This window comes from Pyrobaculum ferrireducens (assembly GCF_000234805.1).
GTDB classification, from domain to species: Archaea; Thermoproteota; Thermoprotei; order Thermoproteales; family Thermoproteaceae; genus Pyrobaculum; species Pyrobaculum ferrireducens.
Genome location: NC_016645.1, coordinates 1,785,963 through 1,812,586 on the forward strand (window position 1 = coordinate 1,785,963; position 26,624 = coordinate 1,812,586).

Genomic DNA, 26,624 nt, shown 5'->3' on the forward strand with positions numbered 1-26,624 from the left:
CGGCTGTATATTATGGAGGCTTTTAAAAACACTGTTTTTAACCCGCCATGGATGTTGAAAGTAAATTGGCGCTGATTTTGAGATACCCCACTGAGGAGATCTTGACGGTCGAGGAGCTTAGAGAGCTCCTCCAGGTCGGGTATAGGCTGAACCACTACATCGGTTTTGAAATTAGCGGCTTCATCCACATAGGGACCGGCATCGTCAGCATGTCTAAAGTGGTGGATTTGCAGAAGGCTGGAGTTAGGACGCAGGTGCTCCTGGCGGATATACATTCCTGGCTGAATAACAAGCTCGGCGGCGACCTGGAGACGATTAGGAGGGTGGCCGTGACGTACTATGTGGAGACTTTTAAGAAGATTATCGAGGCCCTGGGGGGCGATCCCGACGCGACGAGGTTCGTCCTAGGCTCCGACTTGTACCACCACAACGATGAGTACTGGCTACTACTGATGGACATTACCAGAAACCTAACGCTTTCGCAGGTGAGACACAGCCTCACGATACTGGGCAGGAAGATGGGCGAATCTATCCCACTCGCCTACCTGGTGTACCCACCACTCCAGGTGGCGGACGTCTTCGCCTTGTCGGCCCACATACCCCACGGCGGCATCGACCAGAGAAGGGCCCACATCCTCGCCAGGCAGGTGGCTGACAAAATCAGATTCTACCCAATGGAGGTAAACGGGAGGCGCATCAAGCCCGTTGCTCTGCACCACAGGCTCCTCCCAGCGCTTAACATATCCACCAAGCCCAGTAGCAAGGAGGAGCTCAGCGAGATGAAGATGTCGAAGAGCATACCCCAGAGCGCCATTTTTGTACACGACACCCCCGAGGATATTAGGCAGAAGGTGGCCCGGGCCTACTGCCCCCCTAGGGAGGTTGAGTATAACCCGGTGCTCGAGTTGCTACGCATATCTGTGTTTAGGGAGGAGAGGAAGGAGCCCTTTGTCTTGAGGCGGCCTCAGCAGTACGGCGGCGACATAGAGGCTTGGAGTTATGAAGAGGTGGAGGCGATGTATAGGGAGGGCAAGATACACCCCGCCGACTTGAAAAACGCCACAGCCGAGGCTTTAATCACCCTCCTGGAGCCGGTCCGCAGATACTTCCAGGGCCCGGGGGCGAAGTTGCTAGAGGAGATGAAGAACATCACGATTACCCGCTAAAAACCTCAGAGCTTCTCTCAGCACAAGGAGAGATCTCGCATCAGTCAAGGCGGCGGTTGCCAACGTCATGACGTGGTCGTCGTAGTCCACAGCCACGTAGTCCCCCCCGTCGAGGGTTGCCAGGGCGCGGTCCACCAGCCTCATGCCGTATAGTAGTCTAAACGCCGCGAAGGCCGCCCTCAGCCTAAGCCTAGTGGAGAGGGTGGCGGCCTCGTAGAGCTGGGGGTTGCCCTCCTCAACTGCCCTCGCCGCCAGGCCGCCGCTTTTGAGAGCCAGCAGTATCCCGCCGCCGCTGAGGGGCTTCACCAAGCCCGCGGCGTCGCCAACAGCAATATACCGGCCGTGCGCCACTCTACGCAGTGGAGGCCCCGCCAGCACCCCCCCGCCGAACGGCTTCCCTACAGGACTGCCCCGCATCAACCTTACCAGCTTCCTTAACTTCTCCACAACACAGCAGGTGTCTGCGAGGCCTACTCTGTACACACCTCTATCTATTTCGACAATCCACGAGAAATAGGTTTTCGACAGCTTCTGGTTGTAGACAACGGTTATGCCAGGTAGGTCCACCTCGCTCTTTACGTCTACCTGTAGGCCGGGCAACCTAACTACGTGGCCAAGTCTGCTAGAAAACCTCCTGACGGAGCCCTCTGCTAGTATAACGTAGTCGTACGGCCCGTGCCTCCCGCCATCGGCGGTGTATATGTAGCCTCTGCCCAAGGCCACTACCTTCCTGCCGAGGTTAAGCCTAGGCACATAGCTGGCGAGGCTCTGCTCAAGCCCCGGCCTGTCTATCAGGTACACGCCGCCTTTAATTCTAAAGCGTATGAGGCGGCCGCCTAGATCTGTGACAGTCAACTCGTTGTATTTCGCAACGACTAACGACCTGGGGACGCCCACCCGATCCGCCGACGAGGCGCTCACCAAGCTTGTACAGTGACGGGGCAACCCCACCTCTGTGTGTTCTTCAAATACCTCCGCATCTCTATACCGGCTGGCGAAGGCGAGCCCGGCGGGCCCCGCGCCGATGACGGCGACTCGCACCTCCGCACCTCTATTTGAATTTAAAACCCTTAGTATATGGCTTATTTGAGGTATGAAGTTTAAAAAAGCCGTTAGAGACCCTATCCACGGCTTTATTAAACTGACGGAGGAGGAGGTTAGGCTAATAGATGGGGAGCCGTTGATACAGAGGTTGAGGTACGTAAAGCAACTGGGGTTTGTCTACCTGGTATACCCCACGGCGACGCATACCAGATTTGACCACAGCTTGGGTGTTCTACACGTCGCCACTCTGCTGGGCACACGGATTATGCAACAACTCGGCAACGTAGACGAGGATTTGCTGAGGCACATACGGGTGGCGGCCCTCCTCCACGACATCGGCCACCTCCCATTTTCCCACTCTTTTGAAATATTGACAAAACACCTACTTCACATGGCCGTCGCGAGGGGATGCGTCGAGGTGGACATGGCTCAGTTCGACGCGGCGCGTAAGCCGCATGAAGTCACTACGCAACTCCTGGTGAATAAGCTGGGGCCAAGGCTGTCGGAGCTGGGGTACGACCCCAGCCTCGTGGCTGAGTTGCTATTCGGCCGGGATGGCAGATACAGACTTTTTAGCAACATCTTAACCGGGGTGTTCGACGCGGATAGGCTTGATTACATAATGCGCGACATGTACTTCACAGGCGCCGCCGTGGGCACCAGCTTTACCCATATAGATCTCGAAAGGATTGTGGAGAATTTGGAGGTAGTTGGAGAAAATTTCCAGTTTAACGAGAAGGCGCGCGTCAATCTGGAGGGCTACCTCATAACTAGGTACAACCTCTACCGCCACGTGTACCTCCACCACAAGACTGTGCTCTTCACAGAGGTGGCCAGGAACATACTGGCGGAGGATATAGAAAAATGCGGAGAGGGCTCCGGCGACCCCCAGATATGCCAGTATCTATGCGACCTGGCGCGGTTCGCCACGGGGAACGTGGATGAGGTAAACATCTGGAAAGCCACCGACGACTATTTCGTCTCTGTGTTTATCCGCGACGCCAAGTTTAGAGATCTTCTCTCTAGAAAGCCCCCGGATTACGTCACCCTGTGGAAGAGGGAGAAGGATTTTCTAGAGGTGTTTAAAGACCCAGTGAGGATAAACGATCTGGTTGATAAAATAGGCCCCATACACTGGGCCTTGCTGAATAGGCTTAAGAAGAAGTTCGTGGAAAGGCTTAACATCGAGCTCAGCGAGGTGGTCAACTGCAGACTTAGCCCAGACGACGTCATACTTTCCTACGTCAGCTTCGATCCGTATGCAGAGGATCTCTTCATAACCACCGCCATGGGCCCTCTATCCATTTCTGACATCTCGCCGCTTGTAAAAGCTGTTGACGAGGCGTGGAAAGGGGCGCCCCACTTCTTTCTATACATTAGAAAGGGGGCGCTTGAGAAATGCGGAGAAAAGGCGGTGAAGAGCTTGGAATTTGTCCTGGAGCCCTTGATGGACCTCGCAGTTCGAAGAATATCAAACTAGCAGGGGCCCCAGCGTCTTCTTTACGTACTCCGCCACCTCCTCCTTGGTCTGTTCGTATATCCACCTTCCGAGGGGGGTCAGCTCCGCGACGCCGTCCCTCACGGCGACTTCCCGCTTCAACAGCTCAGGCCAGATCCGCCAGTCGTATCTAAACCCCGTCTTCTCGACGGCCTTCCTTGCCACGTCGTTTATCTCCTCGACGCTGGCCGGCCCCCTCGCCAGCCTCTGCAAAATGACGAGCCTCAGATACTCCCCCACGGGGCTGTACACTGCGTACTGGGCGTACATGTAGTTTAGATTCGTATCCTAATTTATTCCCATGACTTAGAAACCCCCGGGGGGAGGGGGAGTAAGCTGAAAAATATTATGGCAACATGTAGCCGTGGCGCACTTCGCCGTTCCTGTGGTTTCTAGGTGGCAGATAGAGGAGCTGAGAAATAGAAGTGAGGAGGTGTCGTTTGACCTGGAGATTACCAAGACTCGTGTTGTGTATTCGGGGGGCGTTGCCAGGTTTGTCTACAACGGCGTAGAGTACAAGTTTGATCTCGAAGAGCTACCTGGCGTCGACGAGGAGAGTTGCGAGGTGTATGCGTTGATTGGCGGCCAGTGGCGTGAGCTGTCTATAGCCGCGGAGCGTTTCTACAAGTTGTGTGTGTTTAAGAGGGGGTGGGCGCCTACGTTGATGATAGACGGCGTCACTATGCACAGCGTGTTGGAAAACCCCCTAGTCGTCACGGCTAGAAAGATAGAGCGGGTCTGGGGGAGGGTTTTTGAGTGTTGTACTGGCCTTGGCTACACGGCCATAGAGGCGTTGAGGAGGGGGGCTAGGCAGGTGGTGACCGTGGAGGTGGATCCGCACGTGCTTCTTCTCGCCTCGTTTAACCCCTACAGCAGAGGGCTGTGGACGCCCGCCGTGGATATCGTCGTCGGCGACTGCTACTCCTTCATAAATTCGCTGAGAGACTCCTCATTTGACTACATAATCCACGACCCGCCCAGGCTCAGCCACGCGACTCAGAGGCTGTACTCCGAGGCGCTTTACAGAGAGTTCTACAGAATACTCAAGAGGGGAGGCGGGGTTTTTCACTACGTAAGCCAGAGCGGCGCCAAGTACAGAGGCTTAAACCCGTACAGAGGCGTAGCTGAGAGGCTTAGGAGAGTGGGTTTTGTAGTAGAGAAGGTGAAGGTGGGCTACGGGATATATGGAAGGAGGCGTTAGAAAATATGCGGCAGTTTGTTCAAAACCACGGTGCCGCCGTCTATGTAAACCATGTCCTCAATACGCACGCCCCCAACCCCCTCTATGTAGACCCCGGGCTCTATCGTAACTACATAGCCCTTCTTCAAGATGTCTCTCGACGTGAGGTATAGCCTAGGCGGCTCGTGGACCTCGACGCCGACGCCGTGGCCCGTGGAGTGGATAAAGTAAGGCGCGAATCCGTACTCCTCGATAACCCCCCTCGCCGCCTTGTCCACCTCGGCCGCCGGCGCCCCCTCTCTCGCTACCTTCTCCGCAGCCTTGACGGCCTCGTAGACGGCGTACATTGCGTCTCTCAACACGGGGCCTCCGCCCAGCGTAAAGGTCCTCGTCATGTCGGAGCAGTAGACGCCTTTCTTGGCGCCTATATCCACCACAACGTAGTCGCCGTGTGATATCTTCCTCTCGCCGAATCTGTAGTGGGGATACGCCCCGTTGGGCCCGGAGGCCACTATCGGCTCGAAGGCTACGCCGTCCGCCCCCTCCTCTAGAAACCACTTGTATACAAGCGCTACCACGTCCCTCTCCCTAAGACCAACCAGTCTGCTCTGGCTCAGCTTCATATACACACTTTCCGTTATCGCCAAGGCCTCTTTCATAACGCCCAGCTCCCACTCGTCTTTCACCGCCCTCAGCTCGGCGATTTCCCCCGAGACGTCTACACCCAATTCTTTACTGTCCGAGGCGACCCTCCCGCCTAGCTTCTTCACAACATCTGCAAAGCCCGGCGCGACCACGAGCTCCTCCCCAGGCCTCCTTGGAGGCACCTCCGCCGAGGCTATCGCGACGACTTTATCCACGCGCGCCGTGTTTCTAGCCCGCGTGTAGTCTAGCCTAGAGACGTAGAGAGTGGAGTGCCCAGTGCCCAGCTCCACCACGAGGCCGACGGCGTCCGGCATGCCCACGGCGTACGCCAGGTTGGGCCCTCTGGTCAGCACCAGGTAGTCGTATTTTTCACTAAACGCCTTCACCAGCTTCTCCAGGTTTTTCATATGTGTGGGATATAGGGGAGTTTTAAGCCCTCCCCCCACGCAGATGGCTTAGCGGCACCGGCTTTTCGTAACGCCTCACAAGGGTGAAGAAAATCACCGAGACGGCGTCGTCTTCGCGCACCTCGCCGTATATCTCCCTCAGCTCGTTCACCAAGTCGTCTCTGGAGTGGAGCCCCTCGGCCGCCACCACGTCCTCCCCCAGTCTCCCCAGCTTTGTGTAGTACACACGTGTTATTACCGCCTCTCCATATATCTCGCCGCAACAGACTATGAAGATGAAGCTGAAGCGGGGGCGCACCACGCCGTATCTCACAGTGACGTGCTTTTTCCCAGAGAGGACGCCCTCTAGGTACTTCTTCTTAAACCTCAGGTATGGCCCCAGCTCCACGTCTCTACGCACGTAGTGGGTAAACCTTTAAAATTTTTACCTTACGGAGAGGAGGTGTGCGAGGTATCCACCAGCGACGACTCGGTCCTCTTCACCGGGCCGGAGCTTGAGCTGACCATGGCGTATCTTACAGTTAAGCCTCTTGCGGAGAGGGTGGAGATAGGCACGGAGACGCTCCGCGCGTCGCCTGCCCCGCCGGAAGTTGTAAACGCGTTGCAGGCCCTGTGCAGGTCAGACGTCTCCAGCCTACTGCTAGATGTTAAAGAGTCGCTGTTACACCTCGGGTGGCTCGTGGAGGGATCTAGAGACGTTGTAAGGATTAGGAAAAGCCGCCGGGCGGGCGTGTCGGGCTTCACAACAATTGAGTACGAGAAGAGCACTAGAAAAATGACCGTCGTGACGACTCAGAAATGTCTCGCAGACTTCCTAAAACAAATAGGCTTTGAGGTGGTGGAGAGCAAGTATCTTGTCGAGGGGCGTCGGCACGTCTCGACACTGGCAGAAGCTGTGGAGATAGAGGAACGGCTGTCGCAAGCTGCATGCTAGAGCTTGTGCTTCTAGTTGTTCAAATTTCGGCGCTGGCGGTGGCCACGTACGCCGGGAGGGCGAGGCTGAAGAAGTTGCTAAACGAGGCGCAGAACGGCAACGCCGCGATCCAGGTGGACGAGCTTAGAGACGACCTGCCCGAGCTAGATAGATCAATCTTGAGACTACTCGCCGAGAGGCAGGGGGTTATGTACCAGAGCGAGATTATGAAAGAACTCGGCCTCCCGAAGAGCACGTTACATAAAGCACTGCGGAGGCTGAGCGAGGGGGGCTACGTGGAGATTCAAAAGCGGGGCAGGTTCAACGTGGTGATACTGAAGAAACCTACTTCAGAGGCTTCAGCAACTTAACCTCGCCGTATTTCTTCAACACGTCGAGCACCAGGGGGATCGGGTCGTCGTCGAGGCTCTTGTAGCCAGCTAGCTTCACGCTGTCTTCAGACACGCGGATGAAGCCGCCCCCAGACCTAATGGTGACCTCCTTAGGTCCAAATATTACTTTAAACGGCCTCCTAGCCTCGACGAGGCGCTGGGCCACCACAGTCGCCAGCTCTAGCTGTTGCTTTGTGGGCTTCCCCCTGGGCTTCCTCTTTTTCAACTCGCCAAGATCCTCGCTGGAGAAGTCGCCCTTGACGACGCCCTTGACCTTGTCCACCACAGCGGCGTCGCCCTCGTAGCCGACCACCTCCAAATTCTCGCCTCTGCCCACTCTAGCCACCACTTCGCTAAGTGGGACTCTGTCCACGCGTTGGTGATAATTCTTAAATAAATACATTAGCGGAGCTATGGACAGCGACTACCTAGACTACCTAGCTAGATGCCCCTCATGCGGCAGAAAAATGGAGGTGGCAAACCAGTATCTTAGAATTGACCAGCTGAACAGCAGGAGGACTCTGGATAGGTTGCTCTACTGTAGACAGTGTAACATTAAAATTAGGCAGTACGTCCAGCTCACATGAGTAGGGCAACGCTGTACAAAAGGTCTGAGGAGTCTAAACAACGCTTCTCCTTCTATGGACTCCTCACTTCAATTCTCCACCTGGCGACCATGTTGGTGGGCGGCGTGGCGTACGCATCCAGCAACCTCCCAATCTACCTCAGTCTCAACGCCGCCTACGCCAGCGGCCACGGGGTCACCGTCTTCGCCCAGAGCTTATTAGTGCTCCTCTCCTTCGTGGCTCTAGTAGCGTCGACAATTCTCATGTTCCTCTCCCGGGCCACCACGGCGAGGGGCGAGTTCACCTCTACAACGAAGTTGCTCTACTCGGCGGCGGCCACGACAGGCCTAGCCTTCCTCTTTGCCCTCACGGCGCTGGCCCCCCCGGCGGCTCAGGTGGTGAGTCCTGTGTACTACGCCTACGTCGCCATGGTAGCCGTGTGTATAGCCCTCGTGGCCTTCGCCTTCCAGCTACTGAGATCCGTCACTGCGTACTACGCCCCCAGGCGGAAGTAACGACTTGGATCCCCAGTCTTTTCAATTAGCGATAGGCTTACTACGGCGTTGAGCAGGTTGTTCAGCGGCACCTCCAAACCTGAGCAGTTAAACACAGCGCAGAAATCTTTTAGGGGCCGGTAGACGTCTATCTTCACCACGTACGGCACCTTCGCCAGCCTGGAAACCACCTCTCCTCTAAATATGGAAGCCACCCATAGAGGGAAGGCCCTCTCCTTCCTCTCCCTCTGAAGTAGCTTCACAAGACCCATTAAGTTCTTCAAGAAGGCTACTCCAATCTCAACTCTGTCGTATGGCTCCAGCAGTCTCGTGACGTGCTTCCCCAGATCTATGTACATGTCCAACTTGGGCTCCAGCGTCTTGAGGAATTTCAAGCCCTCCACCGCCACGTCGCATTGTTGCCTGTCGGGGCAGGCGGCGCATTTGTCGCCTAGGGCTTCTCTTGCACACACGACGCATGTCTCAGTGAGTCTACACATGTCTAGAGCAGGGGCTGTAAATCCACAGTTTCTACACATGCCGACTCCCCTCGCGGTGTAGAGGTTGCCCACCATATAAATATTGCCATATATTTACTTACCATGGACGTGGCTGTCGTGGCGGAGTCCCAGACGCCAGACGAACCAACTAGAGATATCTACTTCGAGGTGAAGAAGAGGGGTCTATCCGTGCGCTACATCCCCCTACAGCGGCTCTCGGTTAAGATAGTAAACGGCGACGCGGTTGTGGAGACGCGCAGAGGCCCCGTAGACGCCTCTGTGGTGGTTATTAGGGGGCTTGGGTACGTGATAGACACCAACACGTTGATGAGAAGGGTAGCTGTTTTGAGAATACTTGAGAGGAAGGGCGCGGCGGCGATTAACCCCGTAGACGCCTTGCTGAACTGTAGAAATAAGCTGGAGACTGTGTACCTCCTCAGCAGGGCCGGCGTGCCGGTGCCCCCCACCGTAGTAACCGAGGATCTGTACTACGGTTACGTGGCAACGAGGGACATGGGCAGGGTGGTGCTGAAGCCTATCCAGGGGAGCAGAGGCTTCGGCGCCATGATGTTTGAAGACCCGGAACAGGCCTTTCAGGTAATGAGAACTCTGCTCATCGCTAGGAACCCCCTTTACATACAGAAATACGTAGAAAAGCCTAATAGGGATATACGGATTATTGTGGTTGACGGGAGGGCCATCGGTTGCATGTACAGAATTTCAACTTCGTGGAAGACTAACATTGCCCAGGGCGCCCAGGGCGTGCCGTGTAGACTCACGCCGGAGTTGGAGGAGGTGGCGGTCAAGGCCACGAACACCATGGGCCTCGTATACTCCGGCGTCGATATCGGCGAGGGGCGTGAGGGCTACGTCGTTTTTGAGGTCAACGCCAGCCCCGACTGGCGTGGTTTTAAACAAGCCACCGGAATAAACCCAGCAGTACATATAGCAGACTACATCCAACGCGTGGTGAAGAAGTAAAATATTTCTACACGGCGGTTTACAACGACGTGACTAAATGGGTCTTGAAATGCACAGTCTGTGGAGAGGAGAGAATTTTTGAGGCGGGTTTCAACCTGTCGCTATTTGGGGGGAAGCTCTATCTATACTGTAGGAAGTGCAAAGCAAATAGAGAACACTTGATACTGGGCTGCGCTGACGAGACTGAGGGCTGCCCCGTGGCGGGCGTCGACGTTATTGATTAAAAAACCTCGTTTCTATACGCAATGTCTCTCAGTAGCCTCGCCAGGTGCGGCGCAGTGTTGCTAAGCCTCTCCGCCGCCTCTCGTACGTCTAGGTGGGGCGGGATTCCGTATCTCTGGAAGATGTAGGCATGGGGCCCTAGCATGGTTTGTAGAGTCGCCATGTACATGGCGTACATCCACTTTAAAAAATGCTCCGTAGCGCCGTTAGCAGATAAGCCTCAACTGGATGATAGAAGAGGTTATTAGGTGGCTCAGAGCGTTTATGCTACCCAGTGTGTTGAGGATTTTGCCTAGCTCCTCCGCTTCGGATTCGTCAAGCTTGTCCAGGAGGCGTTTGGCCTCTAGCCGCTCTCTCTTCTTCTCTAGCTCCATCTTTAGCTGGCTGAGGGACTGGCCCACCGACGCCACGCTCTTCTCCATGTCTATACAGGCGTTTCTCAGCCTCTTCTCCCTCTCCTGGAGACGTTTAATCTGCTCGTTGTACACATCCATCCCTATTACCCCCTTCAGGAGGGCCTCCTCCAGCTTGTGGTAGGACTTATCCAGCTCGCTCCTGGACTTCTTCAACTCCTCGATCATCCCGTTGACCTCCCGGACCTTAATCTCGAAGAACTTCGGCAAGGCCGCCACGTCTAAGTCGACGTATTCTCGCGTGATCTTCACCCGCGTGGTTGATGTGTCTAGGTAGTAGCTGTGTCCGCCTGCGTCTTTTATCTCTATTGAGATGAGTTTTCTCCGCTTGACGTCGAACTCCCCCTTCTCCGCCACGCCGATGAGGAGGACCCCGCCGATGTAAACCGGCTTGCCCCTCACCGTAGGTAGCTTCGCGTCTTTTCTCTCCTGTTTGCCCAGCGGCGGAAAAAGCTTCCAAATCACGTAACCCACTGGGGAGGTATTAAAACTCCAGGAGTTAAGAAATGGTAATTTATAGCGAGTATACACACGCCGTGGATCTCCAAGAGCTTCATGAACAAATTAGGAACTGCACAAAATGCCCGCTTCATAGACACAGGAAAAACGCCGTGCCCGGCGAGGGGGGTATGAAGCTGGGCGTCATGCTTGTGGGCGAGGCGCCCGGCGCCGTCGAGGACGAGCAGGGCCGGCCCTTCGTAGGCCCCGCGGGTCAGCTCCTCACAAAGTCCCTTAGCCAACTAGGCGTACATCGGGAAGACGTGTTTATTACTAACGTGGTTAAGTGCAGACCTCCGGAGAACCGAACTCCCCGGGAGGACGAGGTTGAGGCGTGTATGCCGTACCTCCTCAAGCAGATAGAGATATTAAAGCCCAGGAGGGTCGTGGCGCTCGGCCTGGTCAGCGCGGTGGCGCTTCTGAGGCACATGGGGAGGGGGGTGGAGAGACTTAGCGACGTGCGGGGGAGGTGTTTCAAGGGACGGATCGCCGGAATTGAGCTGGAGGTCTGTGTGACTTACCACCCCGCCGCTGTGCTGAGGAACCCGAAGCTGAGGGGCGAGTTTCAGAGCGACTTGGCTGTGTTTTTCGGCGGGGGGTTAGAGAGGTATTTCTAATTTATATAGGGGGGTTTACTTGTGGATTTTTCCTGCCACCGCCGTGGGTGCACCGCCGAGGATCACCTAAGGGAGTTTGAGTACTGCGTGGCGAATTTCGGCGTTGAGAAGATGAGGAGAGCGCTGGTGGAGTTCTCGGCGGATCACATCGCCTTGTTGCAGAAGATTAGCCTCAACTGGATCAATACGAAAAACCCGGTGTATATGTTTCTGTCGGGTAGCTTCGTCGTGGAGTGTCTGTGGGACGAGCCGATTTGTAAAAGCTTGGAGGCCATGAGGCTGGCCGGCGCTGCCGAGAAGGCGGGCTCGGCGTATTACCTCCCCCACACCTTGTTTTCAGAAGAGGTGTTGGAAAACATGCCGCTTCCCGAGGTGTCTGAGGAGGAGTACGAGGTGAAGAAGTTCTACGTGGTGAGTATGAGGGGCATGTCTGGGGAGGCGGATGTCTTGGACTCCTTTGCCAAGTTTCTAGAAGCCGCGCCTGCCTTCCTTGGCAAGCGGGTGGCTAAGGTGGTGAGGGGCGTCCCCTACATGCCGCAACTAGCCAACAAATATACGGATAAAATAGATATATTACTGCGGGGTGTAGACGGCTCTTTGACTGGTTTCGGCTATGTAGACGTGGCTAAGACGTACCACCTGGGATTCTCCATGGCTAAGAGTTTTCTCCTCTACGGCCTTGACAAGGTTGTGGTGCTCCACCCCTTTGTCGACCCCGGCTTCCATAGAGATGTGGCTAATAGAGTTAAGAATAGGTGGGATATTTCGGAGGTGGGCTACGCCGTGATTAACCCAATGGAGGAGGAGCTGTACTTCTACAAACTCCCCCGGCGGAATAGGTACCTCCAGATGAGCCTGTCGGCTCAGAAGTATTCAAGTGCCATTAGGCGCTACATAGAGCTGTTATGAGGGCGTTTGAGAAGAGCTATTCTATTCTATTCGGCCGCTCGCCGAAGAGAATCGCGCTCTACGCCACCTCGTTGTTTATTGTCTTCGCCGTCTTGAAGGGGGCTCAGCAACCCCTAGCCCCCCTTCTCTACATCGCCTTAGGGGGGGCGCTCATCCTGATCTTTCTGCTGGTGGACCGCGCCTTGATTAACCCCAGGAGGTCGTACTACGTCGCCGTGGTGTCTACGACGTTTGTGGCGTTTTTTGACTTGGTTTTTCAAAAGCCTGCGCTGTCCTTCTCTCTAGTTGGGGCGATTATAAGCGCCACGGTTCTACAGTCGCTTAAGTGCAGGACGCCGGCGTACGTGTTGCCGCTGGCGGTGTCTTCCCTGGTGTATTACCTAATGGGGGAATACTACCTCTTCGTGGTGTCTCTCTCCTACATCGCCGTCCTTCAGATAATGAGGTTTGTGATTAACAAGATGGCCCGCGGTCTTGACGCCATGTGTATGTTCTCCAGCTTCATATACGCTGTGTTTGCAGAAGACGACGTCTTGGAGGATGCCTTTAGGGAGCTGGGGAGGGTGGAGGCTGTGCCTCTCCATGTCTACACCATAGGGGGGCGGCACGTGGTGGTGGTTTCCGACTTCCACCCGGGCCCCTTTAGACACATAGGGGGAGGCATGTTGGTGGATTACCTGAATAGCGAAGTGGAGAAGATGGAGTACCGCTTCACCTTCCTACACGGCGTTGGTAGCCACGAGCGGGACCCCATCACCAGCGACTCCGTGAGGCGCATTGTCGACGCGGTTAAATCCGCCCTCGCGTCTATGCACAACGGCTCACCACCCTTGGGCGTGCGCCCTGTGAAGCACAGGTTCGGGGATGTGAAGGTGGTAGGCTTCAGCATAGGCACCCCGCCCCACCTGGCGATAGTGAGTAGGGTGGAGTCGGCGTCTGATGATATACCCACGTGGGTGGGTAGGCGGGTGGACGCTGGGGAGTACGTATTAGTCGACGCCCAGAATAAATTCGACGGCGCCGTGCATTGGGGGGAGGAGGACGTCGTGTCACTCTCTAAAGGTCTGAAGGCGTTGCACGAGGCTAATGTATGCCGCTCTTTCAAAATCGGGATTGGGAAGACCTATGCGCAACACCTCGATCCGCTGGGCTATGAAATTGGGCCTGCGGGGATCTCGGCTATTGTGAACGACTGCGACGGAGCTAGGGGGTTGCTAATTGTTTTTGATGGGAATAACCTGGACGGCGCCTTGTATGAACAGCTTATTAAGATCTACGAGGCGCGTGGATACGAGGTTGTGGAGGTGGTGACAACGGACACCCATAGGGCCACCGGCGTTGGGCTGGGCCGTGGGTACAGGATAGTGGGGGAGCGTATTGAACACAGCCGCATAGTGGAGCTCGTGGACAAGGCGGTGTCTGAGGCGGAGAGGTCGCTGGCGCCGATGCCGGTTGCCTACAAGAGGGTGGAGGTCGTGGCGGAGGTATTAGGCGAGGAGGGCTTCAGGAGAATTCAAGACACCGTCAGGATCTATAAGAAAGTTGGGTTAGTTATAGCTGTTGCTGTTTTTGTCATACCTTCTCTTTTAATTGCGCTTTTGGCATAAGGTTTATATACAGATATGGGAGTAGGGTACATGAATCGTGAAATTCCGACTACGGAGGCCGTTCTGGAGTACCTGGAGTCGATGATGGAGCGGCTGGATCAGTGGGTTAAGGAACAGGAAAGGCAGGTGAAGGACCTGGAGGCCCACGGAGAGTCTATGAAGATGGCCGACAGGCTTGAGCTGCTCTACTCGGCGCAAGCGATGCTGGGCTACATAGCCAAGGTTCTGAAGGATTTCGAGTCTTGGCTCAGCAACCCAGTGGTGACGTCGGTGATGCCTGAGGAAATGCTAAGGCGCCTCGAGGCGATGCTTAGGGAGGTCGCTATTAAATTCATACAAGTCGATATTTCTCACACCAGCGAATATAGAGACTTGCTTTCTAAATTCGCGAAAGAGGGAAAGGTGCCGAGCGTCCTCGCGTTGTATATACAGCAGAGGCCGCAGGCGCCGCCGCGTAGGCGTGGGGGGGAGGAGGGGGGTACGCCGCGGTTCTTCTAAGGCTTGTAGATATCCAGCCTAACCTTGTATACGCCGGGGGCGTAGTCCCTCACTACCCGCCGACCTACCACTTGGCAGTGGGGACATATCTGCGTGACAATCCCCTCCGCCTCCCCAAATGGATCCTCTTCTTTGCCCAAGTGGTAGAAGTGAATCACCCCGCTCTTCTCTAGACACTCAAGAGCCGCTGGCAGGTACTTATAGGCGCCTAGAGGTAGCGTTAGGAGGACTCTGTCGAATTTCCGCCTCAGTAGGGGTGCAACCACAGCCACGTCGCCGTGTATCGCCACGGCGTTTTTAATCTTGTTAAGCCGGAAGTTGTCGACCATGTACTTAAAGCCCCATGGGTTGAGCTCTACGGCTACTATCAGCCTCGGCTTTGCCAACTTGGCTATGGCCACCGCGTAGGGCGCGACGCCGGCGAAGAGGTATAGAACTCTCTCGCCCTCGCCGACTCTACTCGCCACGTCAAGCCTGTCTGTCTGGTCCCTCGAAGAGAAGAAGACTTTGGTGGGGTCGACTTTTATGTAGTAGCCGTGTTCCTTGTGTATAACCTCCGTGGGGCCCTCCAGCAACACCTCGTAGTTGTAGAGCCTGTACTCCCCGGCTCGGCCCCCTACTCTGCGCAACACGGCGCGTACGTGTTTATTCGCCTCAGCCACCGCCTTAGCTATGGCGAATTTATAGTTCTCAAGCTCCGGCGGTATCTCGATAATCGCGACGGCGCCGCTCCTGGATCCAATAATTTCAAGTGAGGATGGGACCTTCTCAAGCAACTCCCCGGGCACCACTCCGCTGAGGCGGCGTCTAAGAGACACATCCCACAGAAAGGCGGCGTTTAAAAATCAGTCCCTGACCCCATCTTCACACAGTCAGCCGGGTTAGTTATCCTCACAACCACCTCTCCCCTGGCTACTATATTTGTTTTATTGGCGACCCAGATGCGCTGGTGTGCCGTGTCTATGACAAAAATTATTTATATCTAGCATGCGAGCTACTCCGTGTCTTCTAAAAAGAAAAAGGCTGACGCCGAGGCGGCCCAGGCGCAGGCCACCGTCGAGGTACGCGCCGATCTAGATGTCGAAGAGCTGGAGGGTATTGGGAGGGTGACGGGGGCTAAGCTAAAGGAGAGGGGGTACTACACGGTGCGCGACATAGCCTTCGCATCTGCCAAGGAGCTCGCCGAAATTATCGGTAACGAGGAGAGAGCGCAACAGATTATAGAGGCGGCGCGTAAGATGCTGGGGCTCCACTCATTTATCTCCGCTCTTGAGGTTTACGAGAGGCGCAAGATGATTAGGCGGATCTCCACGGGGGTGAGGGCTCTTGACGAGCTCCTCGGCGGCGGCGTGGAGACCAGGGCCGTCACTGAGGTTGTGGGCGAGTTCGGCTCCGGCAAGACGCAACTGTGTCACCAGCTAGCGGTGATGGTCCAGCTCCCCGAGGACAGGGGCGGGCTGGGCGCCAAGGCCATTTACATAGATACTGAGAACACCTTCCGCCCCGAGCGCATTATGCAGATCGCCAAGGCCAGGGGGCTCGACCCCGACCAGGCGTTGCACAATATCTTCTACGCCAGGGCCTACAGCTCGGATCACCAGATGATTCTTGTGGACCAGGCTAAGTCAATCATAAAGCAACACAACGTGGCGTTGCTTGTAGTAGATTCGGTAATTGCCCACTTCCGCTCCGAGTTCCCCGGCAGGGAGAACCTGGCTGAGCGCCAGCAGAAGCTGAATAAACACGTCGCAGACCTACTGCGCCTCGCCGACGCTTACGACGTGGCGGTGGTAATCACAAACCAGGTGATGGCGCAACCAGACGTCTTCTTCGGCAACCCGCTGAGGCCGGCTGGGGGCAACATATTGGCGCACGGCGCAACCTACCGCCTCTGGCTGAGGAAGTCAAAGGAAAACATTAGAATTGCGAAGATATTCGACAGTCCCTACCACCCGGAGGGGGAGGTTTCGTTCCGCATCACGGAGGAGGGGCTTGTGGACTAGCCGTACATAAGTAGAAGCCAGTTGTATATGGGCAGGTGTTTGAAGTTTGCCACTGCGAAGTCCCAGAAGCTCCTGTACTTTTCATATATTGGGTGGCTGGCCAGCTTTGTAACTAACTGAAGCGCCTCCGACATATGACCAGCCACGGCTAGGCTAGCTGATACATCGACGGCGAGCGTGCGGACTAGTGTATAGGCGAGGGTTTCGCCCTCCACAACCTCCGGCCTTGCCCTTTCCATTACTAGCTGGGCATCTACCTTCGCGACCATGGCGTCCAATAGCCTCTTCAGAAGCGCGATGGATAACTCGTTGGCCAGCTGATCGGCGGCTAGCTCAGGTGGGGCGGCCCATATCTCTAAGAGCTGGGGATCTGTCAAGGCGTGGCTAAAGGCCGCTTCCCTAAGGACTGCATATCTGTCTACTGGGAGGGCGATTTTTAAGATTTGAATCTCGCCGGGCTCCAGCCTCGTCTCCTCGGCCCCTATCACCACTACGTCGATAGGCGGCGGGCCGATCAGCTCTATCAACTGCTTCACCAGCGTCACCACATCGCCGCTAACCTCCCTCAAAGTGATTACCTCCACAAGGGTAGAGGCAGTTAATGCTTATAAATGGATAGCCGAGATAATAGTATGCCTTTACCTAGATTTGACGTCGTGATTACCACAGATAGATCAATGATGTCGAACTACCATAGGAAGGAGTTTCTAGGGTTTGGGACCACGGGGCCTGTTTTCGTCGAGCTCCCCTTTGGCCTCTCTGAGCGCTTCCACACCTATCTCTTTGCTCCAAAAGTTAAGACAGATAAATGGGGGAGGCCCCTGGAGGCACCCTACGGGATGAGAAAAATTGAGGCTAAGCTTCTAGACGCCGGCATAAACGCCGCTGTGATAGACCCAGACCACGTCCACAAGTACCTCAAAGACGCCAAGTTGCTTATGTTAAGTCACCACGACTACTTCGGCCTCAACCCTCCGAGTAGCACCTGGGGGGTTATTGTGGGTAAGGAGCCTATGAACGCCATGCTGTTTAGGAGATTTATGGAGCGGCTGGCGCCGCGTATATGGGAGGCGAAGTCAAGCAACGGGCTGAGGGTGGTCGTGGGAGGGCCCGCGGCGTGGCAGTGGCTGTACTATCCAGAACTTGTTGAGAGGTGGGGCGTCGACACTATTTTCGACGGCGAGGGGGAGAAGCTAGTTGTAGACCTTGTGAAGAGGGCTTTAGAGGGCAAGCCGTTGCCGAGGTATGTATATGTGGGGGTGGGCGAGGCCCCCGACGTAGATGAGATATCCACAATAAGGTACCCGAGTATAAACGGTCTGGTGGAGATTGGGAGGGGGTGCCCCCGGGGATGCGCCTTCTGCTCAGTGACGCTTAGGGCGATGAGGTGGTATCCTCTTGAGAAGATTGAGAGGGAGCTGAAAGTAAATGCAGATGCGGGGGTTGTCGACGGTATTCTCCACTCAGACGAGGTGCCTCTCTACGGCTCTACTAGTGTGGAGCCCAATCCCGAGAAGCTGATAGCTTTACACAAACTGGCTAAGAAATACTACCGGAAGGTTGGGTGGAGCCACTCCACGCTGGTGGCGGTGTACCACGGCGAGAAGAAGATGGGGAAGCTCTTTACTAAGCTCTCAGAGATTATAATTGACGACAATCAGGAGTGGTGGGGGGCGCAGATAGGGCTTGAGACCGGATCTATACGGCTGGCGCGTAGAATAATGCCGGGGAAGGCCGCCCCCTACAAGATTGAGCAGTGGCATGAAATAGTTGTCGAGGCGGCCGCAGTTATGCACGAGGTTAGGCTGATACCCGCCATCACCCTGATCGTAGGTCTCCCAGATGAGCAACCAGACGACGTGGTTGAGACCATTGAGCTCGTGGAGCGGCTTAGGCCGTACCGCTCGTTAATAGTGCCGTTGTTCTACGTCCCTATGAGCCACGTGAAGAGCGAAAAGACTGGATGGCTGGACAAGGTTAACCTATATCCAGAACACATAGATTTGCTTAAGGTGGTGGCGAGGCACTCTATATACTGGGCAAAGGATATTGTGAACAAGTTCTACTTCAAGGGGCCGCAGTATGCGCTGGTGCGTCTCTTAGTTAATTACTTTATTAACTACGTCGAGAAGAAACTTGACAAGATTCAAGAAGATGTTGAACGCTATAAGGAGGAGCTTAGGATGGCGAGGGCGAGCTCTAGAAGAGAAGTGTTAACTTTCGCCTCTTAGCAAGACCTCCCTCAGCTTTTCTCTAAGGTCTACCTCTATGCCTAGTTTGGCGAGCCCCGCCACGATCGCCAATTGACACGCCACGCCGCACCCCCCGCAACAGCTTAGTTGCACCTCGTCGCCGCACTCCACAACGCCCGACGTGCAGAGGAGCTCGTTTAAATACGCCCACGCTTTTCTCAAGAGCGTTGCCCGGGGAATCCTCTTTGCAAATGCGGCGGAGTTCGCTATGCCGTATATATCTGTGATGTAGAGCACCGACCTAATTCCCAACCTAGAGGTAAGCGAGGTTAGGCACGGCAGATTTCTCCGCTCGGCTAGACCGCCGCAGAGCTCGACAATTTTTTTAAACTCCTCTAGAGCGTAGTCGTCCGCCTCTACGTAAGCTAAGACCCCCCTTCTCCAATCCACCAGCGCGGCTCCTCTATGCATGCCTCCGCCTTAGTTGAGCTTTATAAATGGGTTTCTTCCCCAAGGCCATGGAAAACCAGCTGTGTTTCGCATGTACTGAGCAGAGGTACGCAAAACCGACCACCAGAGTTAGGTGCTCTGTGTGTAAGAAAGAGGTTAGTTGGAGGCATGTTGTCTCCCACTACGCCGAGCATGGAAAGAAAAGCGGCAACGACGTCGTCTGCCCCATATGCAACAATAAGGTGAAGAGCCAGGAATATAGACGGCATGTTAGAATGCATTTCGTGGCGAAAAGCGAGCCGGGCTATATGTGCGGCATCTGCGGCAGGGGATTCGTAACTCTGCGGTCGTTGCTCGTACACCTATTGAAAACTCACGAGTAATGGATCTTGTCGCTTTTTTCATCCTAATCTGGCCCCCATACGTGGCGAACGGCTCCGCCGTCTTCTCATCCCGACTCAAGACTCGCCACCCCCTAGACTTTGGGAAAACGCTGTGGGACGGCAGGAGGATTTTTGGAGACGGAAAAACTTATGAAGGACTCGCCATAGGCATCACGGCGGGGTCAACCATAGGCTACCTCCCCAACTTGCTCTCCCCCCACATAACCCCCCTAGACGCGTTTGTCCTGTCGACGACGGCGGTGCTCGGCGACCTCCTAGGCGCGTTCATAAAGCGGAGGCTCTGCATGCCGAGGGGATACCCAGCCTTCCCACTTGATCAGCTAGACTTTCTCTTAACAGCCTTCCTAATATACAGTCTATACGCAGAGATCCCGCCTATCTACATACTGGCGGCTGTGATAATCACCCCCCTTATACACAGAGCCACTAACTACGCCGCGTATGTCCTTAAGCTGAAGAGAGAACCGTGGTGACTAGACGTTCACGTATCGCCTCTCTAAGAACGTCCAAGGATTTATTAACTAATTATTTCTACCTCTAGCTATGCATATCGTGATTGGCGACAGAACTACAGTGGCCTTATTTAAGCTAATGGGATTTGAGGGCAGGCCCGTCGAGGACCCGGCGGAGGCGCTTAACTTCGTAGTGAAAAATCTCGATGTGTATGACGCCATCTTCATAACTTCTAAAATAGCGCGGGTTATTAGGAAGGAGCTAGATGAGATAAGGATGAGAAATCCTCGTAAGCTTGTGGTTGAGGTGCCGAGCGTAGAAGAGGGCATGGAGCGGGAGGTGAATTACCTACAGATCGTGAGGCAGGTTTTGGGCGGATAATTTAAAAGTTGTTAAAAAGATGCCCTTATGTCGCTTTTCGAGGACTTGATACGTTCCAAAATCGCGGAGCTTGAAGAATTAAAGAAGAATCTAGTTATAGAAATCGAGACCAGGGTTAGGAGGGATGCCAACGCGTCTCTTAACAAATTTTCAGAACAGATTACTAATGTAGAAAGCGAAGTTGCTCTAGAACGTGAGCGTATTCTGTACGACGCCGTGGTAAGTTCAAGAAAGAAGTTGGCTGAAACCTATGAACGGCTTCTCAAAGACTTGGTTGAGGCGCTTTACGAGGAGGTGGATAGAATGAGGGGCTCGGAGAGATATGTGAAATTTCTCACCAGACTCGTGGAGGACGCCGTGAAATATATACAGTCTAGCGATGTTGTTATATATGCCTCGCCTAAGGATAGGGGGGTTGTTGAAGTTATCGCGAGGAGTCTAGGCCTCACTGGTTTAATAGGCGAGAGGGACATAAGAGGCGGGGTAATAGTCACGTCGCGGGATGGCAGGGTGGCGGTTGACTACTCTATCGAGTCTATAGTTAGTAACAAACTAGAAGAGTTAAAACACCTCCTATACCTCGAGACACGATGAGTGGCAAAATTGAATACATCTCAGGCCCCGTTGTGAAGGCCGACTTACCTGGCGCCAGGCTTTACGAGCTTGTCTTCGTAGGCGAGATTAAGCTATTCGGCGAGGTTGTGAGAGTCCAGGGCGATAAGGCGTTTATACAGGTGTATGAGGATACAACAGGGCTGAAGCCGGGGGAGCCTGTGGAGAGGACTGGCGAGCCGCTCAGCGCGTGGCTCGGGCCAACTATAATTGGCAAGATTTACGACGGTGTACAGAGGCCTTTGAAAAACATCGAGGAGATCTCCAAAAATCCGTTCATAGCTAGGGGTATTGGTTACGACCAGGCGCCTCCCCTAGATCTGCGGGCCGAGTTCGACTTCAAGCCGTCGGTAAAGCCGGGTGAGGAGGTGCAACCTGGAGATGTGCTGGGCTTCGTAAAGGAGACTGAGTTAATGACGCATTACATCCTCTACCCGCCGTTGCCTGACCACGTCCCTGGCGTGGTGGAGTGGGTGGCTGACGGGAAGTATAAAGTTGACGACGTGATCGCCAGGGTTAAGACAAAGCGAGGAGTTGTCGAGGTGAAGATGTGGCATAAGTGGCCTGTGAGGAGACCTAGGCCGTTCAGGGAGAAGCTCCCGCCGGTGGAGCCACTAATAACCGGCGTCCGCACAGTAGACACGATGTTCCCAATCGCCAAGGGCGGCACCGCCGCCGTGCCCGGCCCCTTCGGCTCTGGCAAGACCGTCATGATAAGAACCTTATCTATGTTTGCACAGAGCAGATTCATAATCCCGGTGCTGTGCGGCGAGAGGGGCAACGAGGCGGCAGACGCCCTGCAGGGTTTGTTAAAGCTGAAGGACCCCACCACCGGGAGGCCTCTGCTTGAGAGAACGACGATTATTGTTAATACTTCAAACATGCCGGTGGCGGCTAGGGAGGCCTCGGTATATATGGGCACGACTCTCGGCGAGTATTTCCGGGACCAGGGCTACGACGTGTTGGTGCTAGCCGACTCCACGTCGCGCTGGGCCGAGGCGATGAGAGAGGTGGCTCTCCGCATAGGCGAGATGCCTTCTGAGGAGGGCTACCCGGCCTACCTCCCGACTAGGCTGGCGGAGTTCTACGAGAGGGCCGGGCGCGTCGTGCTGCTGGGCAACAGGGAGCGGGTGGGGTCGCTCACCATAGCCGCCTCAGTCAGCCCGCCTGGCGGAGACTTCACCGAGCCGGTTACGTCAAATACCCTCCGCTTCATAGGGGCCTTCTGGCCGCTGTCGCCTAGGCTGGCCTACAGCCGCCACTACCCGGCTATTGACTGGCTAGTTGCCTTCTCTAGGTACGTGGACACCGTCGAGGTATGGTGGTCTAAGAACGTGGCGCCGGAGTGGAGAAGGATTAGGGACACACTGCAGTCTATTCTGGTCAAGGAGGCCGAGTTGCAAGAAATCGTGAGGATTCTCGGAACCGAGGCGTTGAGCGAGTACGAGAAGCATATCTTAAACGTGGCGTTTATGGTGAGGGAGGGCTTCCTAAAGCAAGACGCCTACAACCCAGTGGACACGCCCTCGGCGCCGATCAAGCAGTTCTTGTTGATGAAAGCTATCTACACCTACTACGAGGAAGGTCTTAAGGCCATTGAAGCCGGCGTTCCAGCCTCGGTATTGAGAGAACTAGAAACTGTCAAGAGACTACCAAGGCTCAGAATGGAAATTAATAACGATGTTGCAAAAGAAGAATTGACAAAGTTCATAGAGTCTCTTATTGCCGATATAAGGAAGGCCACAGGTAAAAAAGCATAGTCGTAGCGACATTTCCCACTTAATAGGGCACTTCTTCTATAGATGATCGGCGCATTGTTCATGTTTTTTGAGTGTGAGGGGAGTATAGGGCTTAATTAAGTCGTTGGCGCATTGAAATGTTTTTATACTTCTTGGCGTAGGACGGCGTGGGCAGGGTCACTCTAGGTGTCAAGGAGGTTGCTGTGGTTCCAAAAGAGGAGGCGAGGGAACTCTTGAGGAGGCTGAGGCTGAGGCCTTGGCAGCTCCCGTGGATTAGATCCAGCGACCCCTTGGCTCAGTTAGCTGGGGCTAAGCCGGGGGATGTGCTTAAGATTGTTAGGGAGTCGCCGACAGCTGGAGAGGCGGTGGCTTATCGCCTGGTGGTGCCGGGGTAATTAAACTTTTTATACTTCACTCTCTGGTGGGGCAATGGTTGATCTCCTCCCGTTGCCTGTAGTTACCTCGCCCTCGGATGGGGGGTTCCCCACGAGGGATGATAGGTGGGTTTTGGTGGAGAGGTTTATTAAGGATAAGGGGCTGGCTAGCCACCAAATAAAGTCATTTAACGATTTTCTTGATAAGAAGTTGCCTCGAATTGTTGAGGATTTCAAAGTTGTAGAAACTGAGATTAAGGGACTTAAACTCGTGTTGGAGAGAATTGAGGTAGGGTGGCCTAGGATTAAGGAGAGTGACGGCTCCGAGTCGTTGATATACCCTATGGAGGCGCGGCTCCGCAACGCCACCTACTCAGCACCTCTGTACCTAACTGCGACTCTCTACGTCGACGACGAGCCATACGCCACTGAGACTTTTTACATCGGAGAGCTTCCCATTATGGTTAAGTCTAAGCGCTGTAACTTAACTAGGCTGAGGACTGGTGAATATGCGAAGAGATTCGAGGATCCGCAGGACTTCGGGGGGTACTTCATAATAAATGGCAGCGAGAGGGTGATAATATCGCAGGAGGACCTCGTCGCTGATAGGCCTATCTACGACAAGGGTGACAAGCCCTCGGTTAGGTATCTGGCCAAGACCATCTCCACCGGCATTGGGTATAGGAGCACCTTAACTGTGGAGTTCAGCCGAGATGGGGTGATCTACGCCACGCTCTCGGCGATGCCTGTCAAGATACCATTCCCCATATACATGAAGGCCCTTGGCCTTGAGACAGATGAGGAGGTTGTCAAGGCGGTGTCGGACGACCCTGAGATTCAGAAGGAGCTTCTCCCGTCGCTGATAGCGGCTAACCAGATAGCCATCACTAGAGAAGACGCCTTGGATTTCATCGGCGGTAAGGTGGCCGTGGGGCAGCCCAGGCCTGTGAGAGTTGAGCGTGCTCTGCAGTTGCTAGACAGGTACTTCCTGCCTCACCTCGGCACGACGGTGGCCGACGAGAAGAGACAACAGGAGATTAGGTTGAAGAAGGCGTTGATGCTTGGGCAGATAGTAAAGGGGCTGGTGGAGCTACACCTGGGCAGGAGGAAGCCCGACGACAAGGACCACGTGGCCAACAAGAGGGTGCGTCTCGTCGGGGATTTGATGACTCAGCTATTCCGCACCGTGTTTAAGCAGTTTCTCCAGGAGCTGAAGAGCCAGTTGGAGAAGTACTACGCCAGGGGGAGGATACCTCATATACAGACGGTGGTGAGGCCCGACATAATTACTGAGCGTGTTAGGCAGGCCCTCGCCACTGGGAACTGGGTCGGCGGCAAGACCGGCGTGTCGCAGATACTAGACCGCACGAACTACCTATCGACGCTGAGTTATCTTAGGCGGGTTGTGTCGTCTCTCTCCAGGACTCAGCCCCACTTCGAGGCGCGTGATTTGCACCCAACCCAGTGGGGGAGGCTCTGCGCGGTGGAGACGCCGGAGGGTCAAAACGTCGGCCTTGTAAAGAACTTGGCACTCCTCGCAGAGATCACCACGGGCGTAGATGAGGGGGAGGTTGAGCAGATGCTGTACGGAATGGGCGTCGTCCCTATCTTAAAGGCAAGGGATGAGGGGGTAGCCGGCGCCGAGGTGTACCTAAACGGGAGGCTCATCGGCGTGCATCCCAACCCAGATGAGCTGGCCGCCGCAGTTAGGGGGCTTAGGAGGCAGGGCAAGATAAGCGACGAAATCAACATCGCCGTGTTGAACGGAGTTGTGTATGTGAACTCAGACGGGGGCCGCATCAGGAGGCCTCTTCTCGTGGTTGAAGATGGCAAATTGAAGCTAACCAAGGAGGTGGTTGAGAGAGTCAAGAGGGGTGACTTGACTTGGGACGACTTGGTGAAGACCGGCGTCGTGGAGTACCTAGATGCCGATGAGGAGGAGAATGCCCACATCGCGACGGATCCACACGTGGATCTGTCCAACTACACGCATGTTGAGATTATCCCCTCGTCTATACTCGGCGCAGTTGCCTCCATAATACCCTACCTTGAGCATAACCAATCTCCGCGTAATCAGTACGAGGCCGCCATGGCGAAGCAGTCGCTGGGTCTGCCGCAGTCCAACCTGCTCTACAAGCTAGACTCCCGTGGCCACATGTTGTACTACCCAGAGAGGCCGATAGTGACGACCCGCGGCTTGGAGCTCATCGGCTATTCCAAGAGACCGGCTGGCCAGAACGCCGTTGTGGCGTTGCTCACATACACAGGCTACAACATCGAGGACGCCGTCATACTGAATAAGGCGTCGGTGGAGCGGGGCATGTTCCGCTCGGTGTTTTACAGGACCTACGAGACAGAGGAGCAGAAGTACCCCGGGGGCGAGGAGGATAGAATTGAGATACCGGACAGCTCGGTGAAGGGGTATAGAGGACCCGAGGCGTACAGCCACCTAGACGAGGACGGCATCGCGCCGCCGGAGGTGTATGTGAGTAGTAACGAAGTTCTCATCGGCAAGACGTCCCCACCCAGGTTTTACACGACGCTGGAGGCCGAGCGTATTCTCAAGGAGCGGAGAGACGCCTCAGTCGCAGTTAGACGCGGCGAGAGGGGCATTGTGGACAGGGTGATTGTCACCGAGTCTCCGGAGGGCAATAAGCTGGTCAAGGTGCGGCTGAGGGAGTTAAGGATCCCCGAGCTTGGGGATAAATTTGCCTCCCGCCACGGGCAGAAAGGCGTCTTGGGAATGTTGCTGAGACATGAAGACATGCCGTTTACAGAAGACGGCATAGTTCCCGACATTATTGTCAACCCACATGCTCTGCCTTCGCGCATGACTGTGGCGCAACTACTGGAGAGCATGGCTGGCAAGGTAGGCGCCTCCACGGGGCATCTCGTAGACGCCACCCCCTTCGAGGGGGTGAAGGAGGAGGACCTGAGAAAGTTGTTGCTGAAGCTAGGCTACAAGTGGGATGGCAAGGAGGTTATGTACAGCGGCATAACTGGCGAGAGGCTGGTGGCCGACATCTTTATCGGAGTTGTTTACTACCAGAAGCTCCACCACATGGTTGCCGACAAGATACACGCAAGGGCGAGGGGCCCCGTGCAGATCTTGACGAGGCAACCCACCGAGGGGAGGGCCCGCGAGGGCGGCCTCAGGCTGGGCGAGATGGAGCGCGACGTCCTCATAGCACACGGCGCCTCTGCCCTTCTGTACGAGAGGCTCGTCGAGTCGAGCGACAAGTACGTAATGTATGTATGCGAACTCTGCGGCCTCCCGGCGTATCTAGACGCCAAGTCTAACAAGCCTAGATGTCCAATACATGGCGACGCCGGCCAGTTCGCCAAGGTGGTGGTGCCATACGCATTTAAATTGTTGCTACAAGAGTTGATAGCCCTTGGCATATATCCAAAAATTGAGCTTTCCGAAGTCTTGGATTAAATTTTTTATACTGAACTATATTAGACG

33 protein-coding genes are annotated in these 26,624 nt (G+C 55.0%); 22 read left to right on the forward strand and 11 right to left on the reverse strand.

The annotated features are described in order from the left end of the window. Window positions 1-47: 47 nt before the first annotated feature. Window positions 48-1,166: a tyrosine--tRNA ligase gene (locus P186_RS10000; protein WP_014289363.1), complete on the forward strand. Its 1,119-nt coding sequence runs from the start codon at window positions 48-50 to the stop codon at window positions 1,164-1,166. Here the strand turns inward: P186_RS10000 and P186_RS10005 are convergent. After that, window positions 1,131-2,207 (reverse strand): geranylgeranyl reductase family protein, encoded by a 1,077-nt coding sequence (locus P186_RS10005; RefSeq protein ID WP_014289364.1) that lies wholly within the window; start codon window positions 2,205-2,207, stop codon window positions 1,131-1,133. The two genes, P186_RS10000 and P186_RS10005, sit on opposite strands and share 36 nt — an antisense overlap. 52 nt (window positions 2,208-2,259) lie before the next feature. On the opposite strand from P186_RS10005, the gene P186_RS10010 reads away from it, so the two are divergent. Further along, on the forward strand, window positions 2,260-3,690 hold the full coding sequence (locus tag P186_RS10010) for an HD domain-containing protein (protein ID WP_014289365.1): 1,431 nt from the start codon (window positions 2,260-2,262) through the stop codon (window positions 3,688-3,690). Here P186_RS10010 and P186_RS10015 read toward each other — a convergent pair. Beyond that, the gene (locus tag P186_RS10015) at window positions 3,682-3,978 is read right to left on the reverse strand and encodes a hypothetical protein (RefSeq protein ID WP_014289366.1); all 297 of its coding nucleotides are present in this window, start codon (window positions 3,976-3,978) and stop codon (window positions 3,682-3,684) included. The two genes, P186_RS10010 and P186_RS10015, sit on opposite strands and share 9 nt — an antisense overlap. 94 nt (window positions 3,979-4,072) lie before the next feature. Here P186_RS10015 and P186_RS10020 point away from each other — a divergent pair, with 94 nt between their 5' ends. Next, on the forward strand, window positions 4,073-4,909 hold the full coding sequence (locus tag P186_RS10020) for a methyltransferase domain-containing protein (protein WP_014289367.1): 837 nt from the start codon (window positions 4,073-4,075) through the stop codon (window positions 4,907-4,909). Here the strand turns inward: P186_RS10020 and P186_RS10025 are convergent. Together P186_RS10025 and P186_RS10030 are read right to left on the reverse strand one after the other, a co-directional pair. Next, entirely contained in the window at window positions 4,906-5,940 is a 1,035-nt protein-coding gene (locus tag P186_RS10025; RefSeq protein WP_014289368.1) for a M24 family metallopeptidase, read from the reverse strand. The two genes, P186_RS10020 and P186_RS10025, sit on opposite strands and share 4 nt — an antisense overlap. 22 nt (window positions 5,941-5,962) lie before the next feature. After that, window positions 5,963-6,340 carry an ASCH domain-containing protein gene (locus P186_RS10030; protein ID WP_014289369.1) on the reverse strand — a complete coding sequence of 126 codons (378 nt, stop codon included), beginning with the start codon at window positions 6,338-6,340 and terminating at the stop codon, window positions 5,963-5,965. A 42-nt stretch (window positions 6,341-6,382) separates the two neighbouring features. Between P186_RS10030 and P186_RS10035 the strand changes: the two genes are divergently transcribed. Both P186_RS10035 and P186_RS10040 read left to right on the forward strand, forming a co-directional pair. Next, the gene (locus tag P186_RS10035; protein ID WP_148682961.1) at window positions 6,383-6,874 is read left to right on the forward strand and encodes a hypothetical protein; all 492 of its coding nucleotides are present in this window, start codon (window positions 6,383-6,385) and stop codon (window positions 6,872-6,874) included. Beyond that, a complete protein-coding gene (locus tag P186_RS10040; protein ID WP_014289371.1) occupies window positions 6,868-7,224 on the forward strand; it encodes a helix-turn-helix transcriptional regulator in 357 nt (118 codons plus the stop codon). Before P186_RS10035 ends, P186_RS10040 begins: the two co-directional genes overlap by 7 nt. Here the strand turns inward: P186_RS10040 and P186_RS10045 are convergent. Further along, on the reverse strand, window positions 7,199-7,648 hold the full coding sequence (locus P186_RS10045) for a hypothetical protein (RefSeq protein WP_014289372.1): 450 nt from the start codon (window positions 7,646-7,648) through the stop codon (window positions 7,199-7,201). The two genes, P186_RS10040 and P186_RS10045, sit on opposite strands and share 26 nt — an antisense overlap. 10 nt (window positions 7,649-7,658) lie before the next feature. Here P186_RS10045 and P186_RS14090 point away from each other — a divergent pair, with 10 nt between their 5' ends. Together P186_RS14090 and P186_RS10050 are read left to right on the forward strand one after the other, a co-directional pair. Further along, window positions 7,659-7,832 (forward strand): hypothetical protein, encoded by a 174-nt coding sequence (locus tag P186_RS14090; protein WP_014289373.1) that lies wholly within the window; start codon window positions 7,659-7,661, stop codon window positions 7,830-7,832. After that, entirely contained in the window at window positions 7,829-8,326 is a 498-nt protein-coding gene (locus tag P186_RS10050; RefSeq protein ID WP_014289374.1) for a hypothetical protein, read from the forward strand. The genes P186_RS14090 and P186_RS10050 overlap by 4 nt, the downstream gene beginning before the upstream one ends. On the opposite strand, the gene P186_RS10055 is transcribed toward P186_RS10050, so the two are convergent. Next, window positions 8,305-8,880: a hypothetical protein gene (locus P186_RS10055; RefSeq protein ID WP_014289375.1), complete on the reverse strand. Its 576-nt coding sequence runs from the start codon at window positions 8,878-8,880 to the stop codon at window positions 8,305-8,307. The two genes, P186_RS10050 and P186_RS10055, sit on opposite strands and share 22 nt — an antisense overlap. A gap of 27 nt (window positions 8,881-8,907) precedes the next feature. On the opposite strand from P186_RS10055, the gene P186_RS10060 reads away from it, so the two are divergent. Continuing rightward, window positions 8,908-9,786, forward strand: coding sequence for an ATP-grasp domain-containing protein (locus P186_RS10060; protein ID WP_014289376.1), 879 nt, complete (start codon window positions 8,908-8,910; stop codon window positions 9,784-9,786). Window positions 9,787-9,815: 29 nt separating this feature from the next. Then, window positions 9,816-10,010: a hypothetical protein gene (locus P186_RS10065; RefSeq protein WP_014289377.1), complete on the forward strand. Its 195-nt coding sequence runs from the start codon at window positions 9,816-9,818 to the stop codon at window positions 10,008-10,010. Here P186_RS10065 and P186_RS13970 read toward each other — a convergent pair. Beyond that, a complete protein-coding gene (locus tag P186_RS13970) occupies window positions 10,007-10,171 on the reverse strand; it encodes a hypothetical protein (protein WP_162470310.1) in 165 nt (54 codons plus the stop codon). The genes P186_RS10065 and P186_RS13970 overlap by 4 nt on opposite strands. Window positions 10,172-10,214: 43 nt before the next feature. Continuing rightward, complete coding sequence (locus P186_RS10070) at window positions 10,215-10,886, reverse strand: Atg14 domain-containing protein (RefSeq protein WP_148682963.1); 672 nt, start codon at window positions 10,884-10,886, stop codon at window positions 10,215-10,217. A 71-nt stretch (window positions 10,887-10,957) separates the two neighbouring features. On the opposite strand from P186_RS10070, the gene udg reads away from it, so the two are divergent. The 4 genes from udg to P186_RS10090 are packed head-to-tail and all read left to right on the forward strand — an operon-like array spanning window position 10,958 to window position 14,550. Beyond that, window positions 10,958-11,536, forward strand: a complete 579-nt coding sequence (gene udg, locus P186_RS10075) for a type-4 uracil-DNA glycosylase (protein ID WP_148682964.1) — start codon at window positions 10,958-10,960, stop codon at window positions 11,534-11,536. A 21-nt stretch (window positions 11,537-11,557) separates the two neighbouring features. After that, the gene (locus P186_RS10080) at window positions 11,558-12,445 is read left to right on the forward strand and encodes a hypothetical protein (protein WP_014289381.1); all 888 of its coding nucleotides are present in this window, start codon (window positions 11,558-11,560) and stop codon (window positions 12,443-12,445) included. Further along, a complete protein-coding gene (locus tag P186_RS10085; protein WP_014289382.1) occupies window positions 12,442-14,052 on the forward strand; it encodes a DUF2070 family protein in 1,611 nt (536 codons plus the stop codon). The genes P186_RS10080 and P186_RS10085 overlap by 4 nt, the downstream gene beginning before the upstream one ends. A 30-nt stretch (window positions 14,053-14,082) precedes the next feature. Next, window positions 14,083-14,550 carry a DUF2153 family protein gene (locus P186_RS10090; RefSeq protein WP_148682965.1) on the forward strand — a complete coding sequence of 156 codons (468 nt, stop codon included), beginning with the start codon at window positions 14,083-14,085 and terminating at the stop codon, window positions 14,548-14,550. On the opposite strand, the gene P186_RS10095 is transcribed toward P186_RS10090, so the two are convergent. After that, on the reverse strand, window positions 14,547-15,368 hold the full coding sequence (locus P186_RS10095; protein WP_014289384.1) for a class I SAM-dependent methyltransferase: 822 nt from the start codon (window positions 15,366-15,368) through the stop codon (window positions 14,547-14,549). The genes P186_RS10090 and P186_RS10095 overlap by 4 nt on opposite strands. Window positions 15,369-15,551: 183 nt before the next feature. Between P186_RS10095 and radA the strand changes: the two genes are divergently transcribed. Then, window positions 15,552-16,553 carry a DNA repair and recombination protein RadA gene (radA, locus tag P186_RS10100; protein ID WP_014289385.1) on the forward strand — a complete coding sequence of 334 codons (1,002 nt, stop codon included), beginning with the start codon at window positions 15,552-15,554 and terminating at the stop codon, window positions 16,551-16,553. On the opposite strand, the gene P186_RS10105 is transcribed toward radA, so the two are convergent. Then, window positions 16,550-17,137: a hypothetical protein gene (locus tag P186_RS10105; RefSeq protein WP_014289386.1), complete on the reverse strand. Its 588-nt coding sequence runs from the start codon at window positions 17,135-17,137 to the stop codon at window positions 16,550-16,552. The genes radA and P186_RS10105 overlap by 4 nt on opposite strands. 48 nt (window positions 17,138-17,185) lie before the next feature. Here P186_RS10105 and P186_RS10110 point away from each other — a divergent pair, with 48 nt between their 5' ends. Beyond that, window positions 17,186-18,784, forward strand: coding sequence for a B12-binding domain-containing radical SAM protein (locus tag P186_RS10110; protein ID WP_014289387.1), 1,599 nt, complete (start codon window positions 17,186-17,188; stop codon window positions 18,782-18,784). Here the strand turns inward: P186_RS10110 and P186_RS10115 are convergent. Continuing rightward, window positions 18,767-19,216 carry a hypothetical protein gene (locus tag P186_RS10115; protein WP_014289388.1) on the reverse strand — a complete coding sequence of 150 codons (450 nt, stop codon included), beginning with the start codon at window positions 19,214-19,216 and terminating at the stop codon, window positions 18,767-18,769. The two genes, P186_RS10110 and P186_RS10115, sit on opposite strands and share 18 nt — an antisense overlap. Before the next feature lie 47 nt (window positions 19,217-19,263). On the opposite strand from P186_RS10115, the gene P186_RS10120 reads away from it, so the two are divergent. The 7 genes from P186_RS10120 to P186_RS10150 all read left to right on the forward strand — a co-directional run bounded on the left by P186_RS10120 (window position 19,264) and on the right by P186_RS10150 (window position 26,597). Next, a complete protein-coding gene (locus tag P186_RS10120; protein ID WP_148682966.1) occupies window positions 19,264-19,578 on the forward strand; it encodes a C2H2-type zinc finger protein in 315 nt (104 codons plus the stop codon). Continuing rightward, window positions 19,578-20,072, forward strand: a complete 495-nt coding sequence (locus P186_RS10125; protein WP_014289390.1) for a CDP-2,3-bis-(O-geranylgeranyl)-sn-glycerol synthase — start codon at window positions 19,578-19,580, stop codon at window positions 20,070-20,072. The genes P186_RS10120 and P186_RS10125 overlap by 1 nt, the downstream gene beginning before the upstream one ends. A 70-nt stretch (window positions 20,073-20,142) precedes the next feature. Continuing rightward, a complete protein-coding gene (locus tag P186_RS10130; RefSeq protein ID WP_148682967.1) occupies window positions 20,143-20,433 on the forward strand; it encodes a V-type ATP synthase subunit F in 291 nt (96 codons plus the stop codon). A 27-nt stretch (window positions 20,434-20,460) separates the two neighbouring features. Beyond that, complete coding sequence (locus tag P186_RS10135; RefSeq protein WP_014289392.1) at window positions 20,461-21,027, forward strand: V-type ATP synthase subunit E; 567 nt, start codon at window positions 20,461-20,463, stop codon at window positions 21,025-21,027. Beyond that, complete coding sequence (locus tag P186_RS10140) at window positions 21,024-22,805, forward strand: V-type ATP synthase subunit A (protein WP_014289393.1); 1,782 nt, start codon at window positions 21,024-21,026, stop codon at window positions 22,803-22,805. Before P186_RS10135 ends, P186_RS10140 begins: the two co-directional genes overlap by 4 nt. Before the next feature lie 146 nt (window positions 22,806-22,951). Continuing rightward, a complete protein-coding gene (locus P186_RS10145; protein WP_014289394.1) occupies window positions 22,952-23,179 on the forward strand; it encodes a DNA-directed RNA polymerase subunit H in 228 nt (75 codons plus the stop codon). Between the two features lie 34 nt (window positions 23,180-23,213). Beyond that, on the forward strand, window positions 23,214-26,597 hold the full coding sequence (locus P186_RS10150; protein WP_014289395.1) for a DNA-directed RNA polymerase subunit B: 3,384 nt from the start codon (window positions 23,214-23,216) through the stop codon (window positions 26,595-26,597). The last annotated feature ends 27 nt before the right edge of the window (window positions 26,598-26,624 follow it).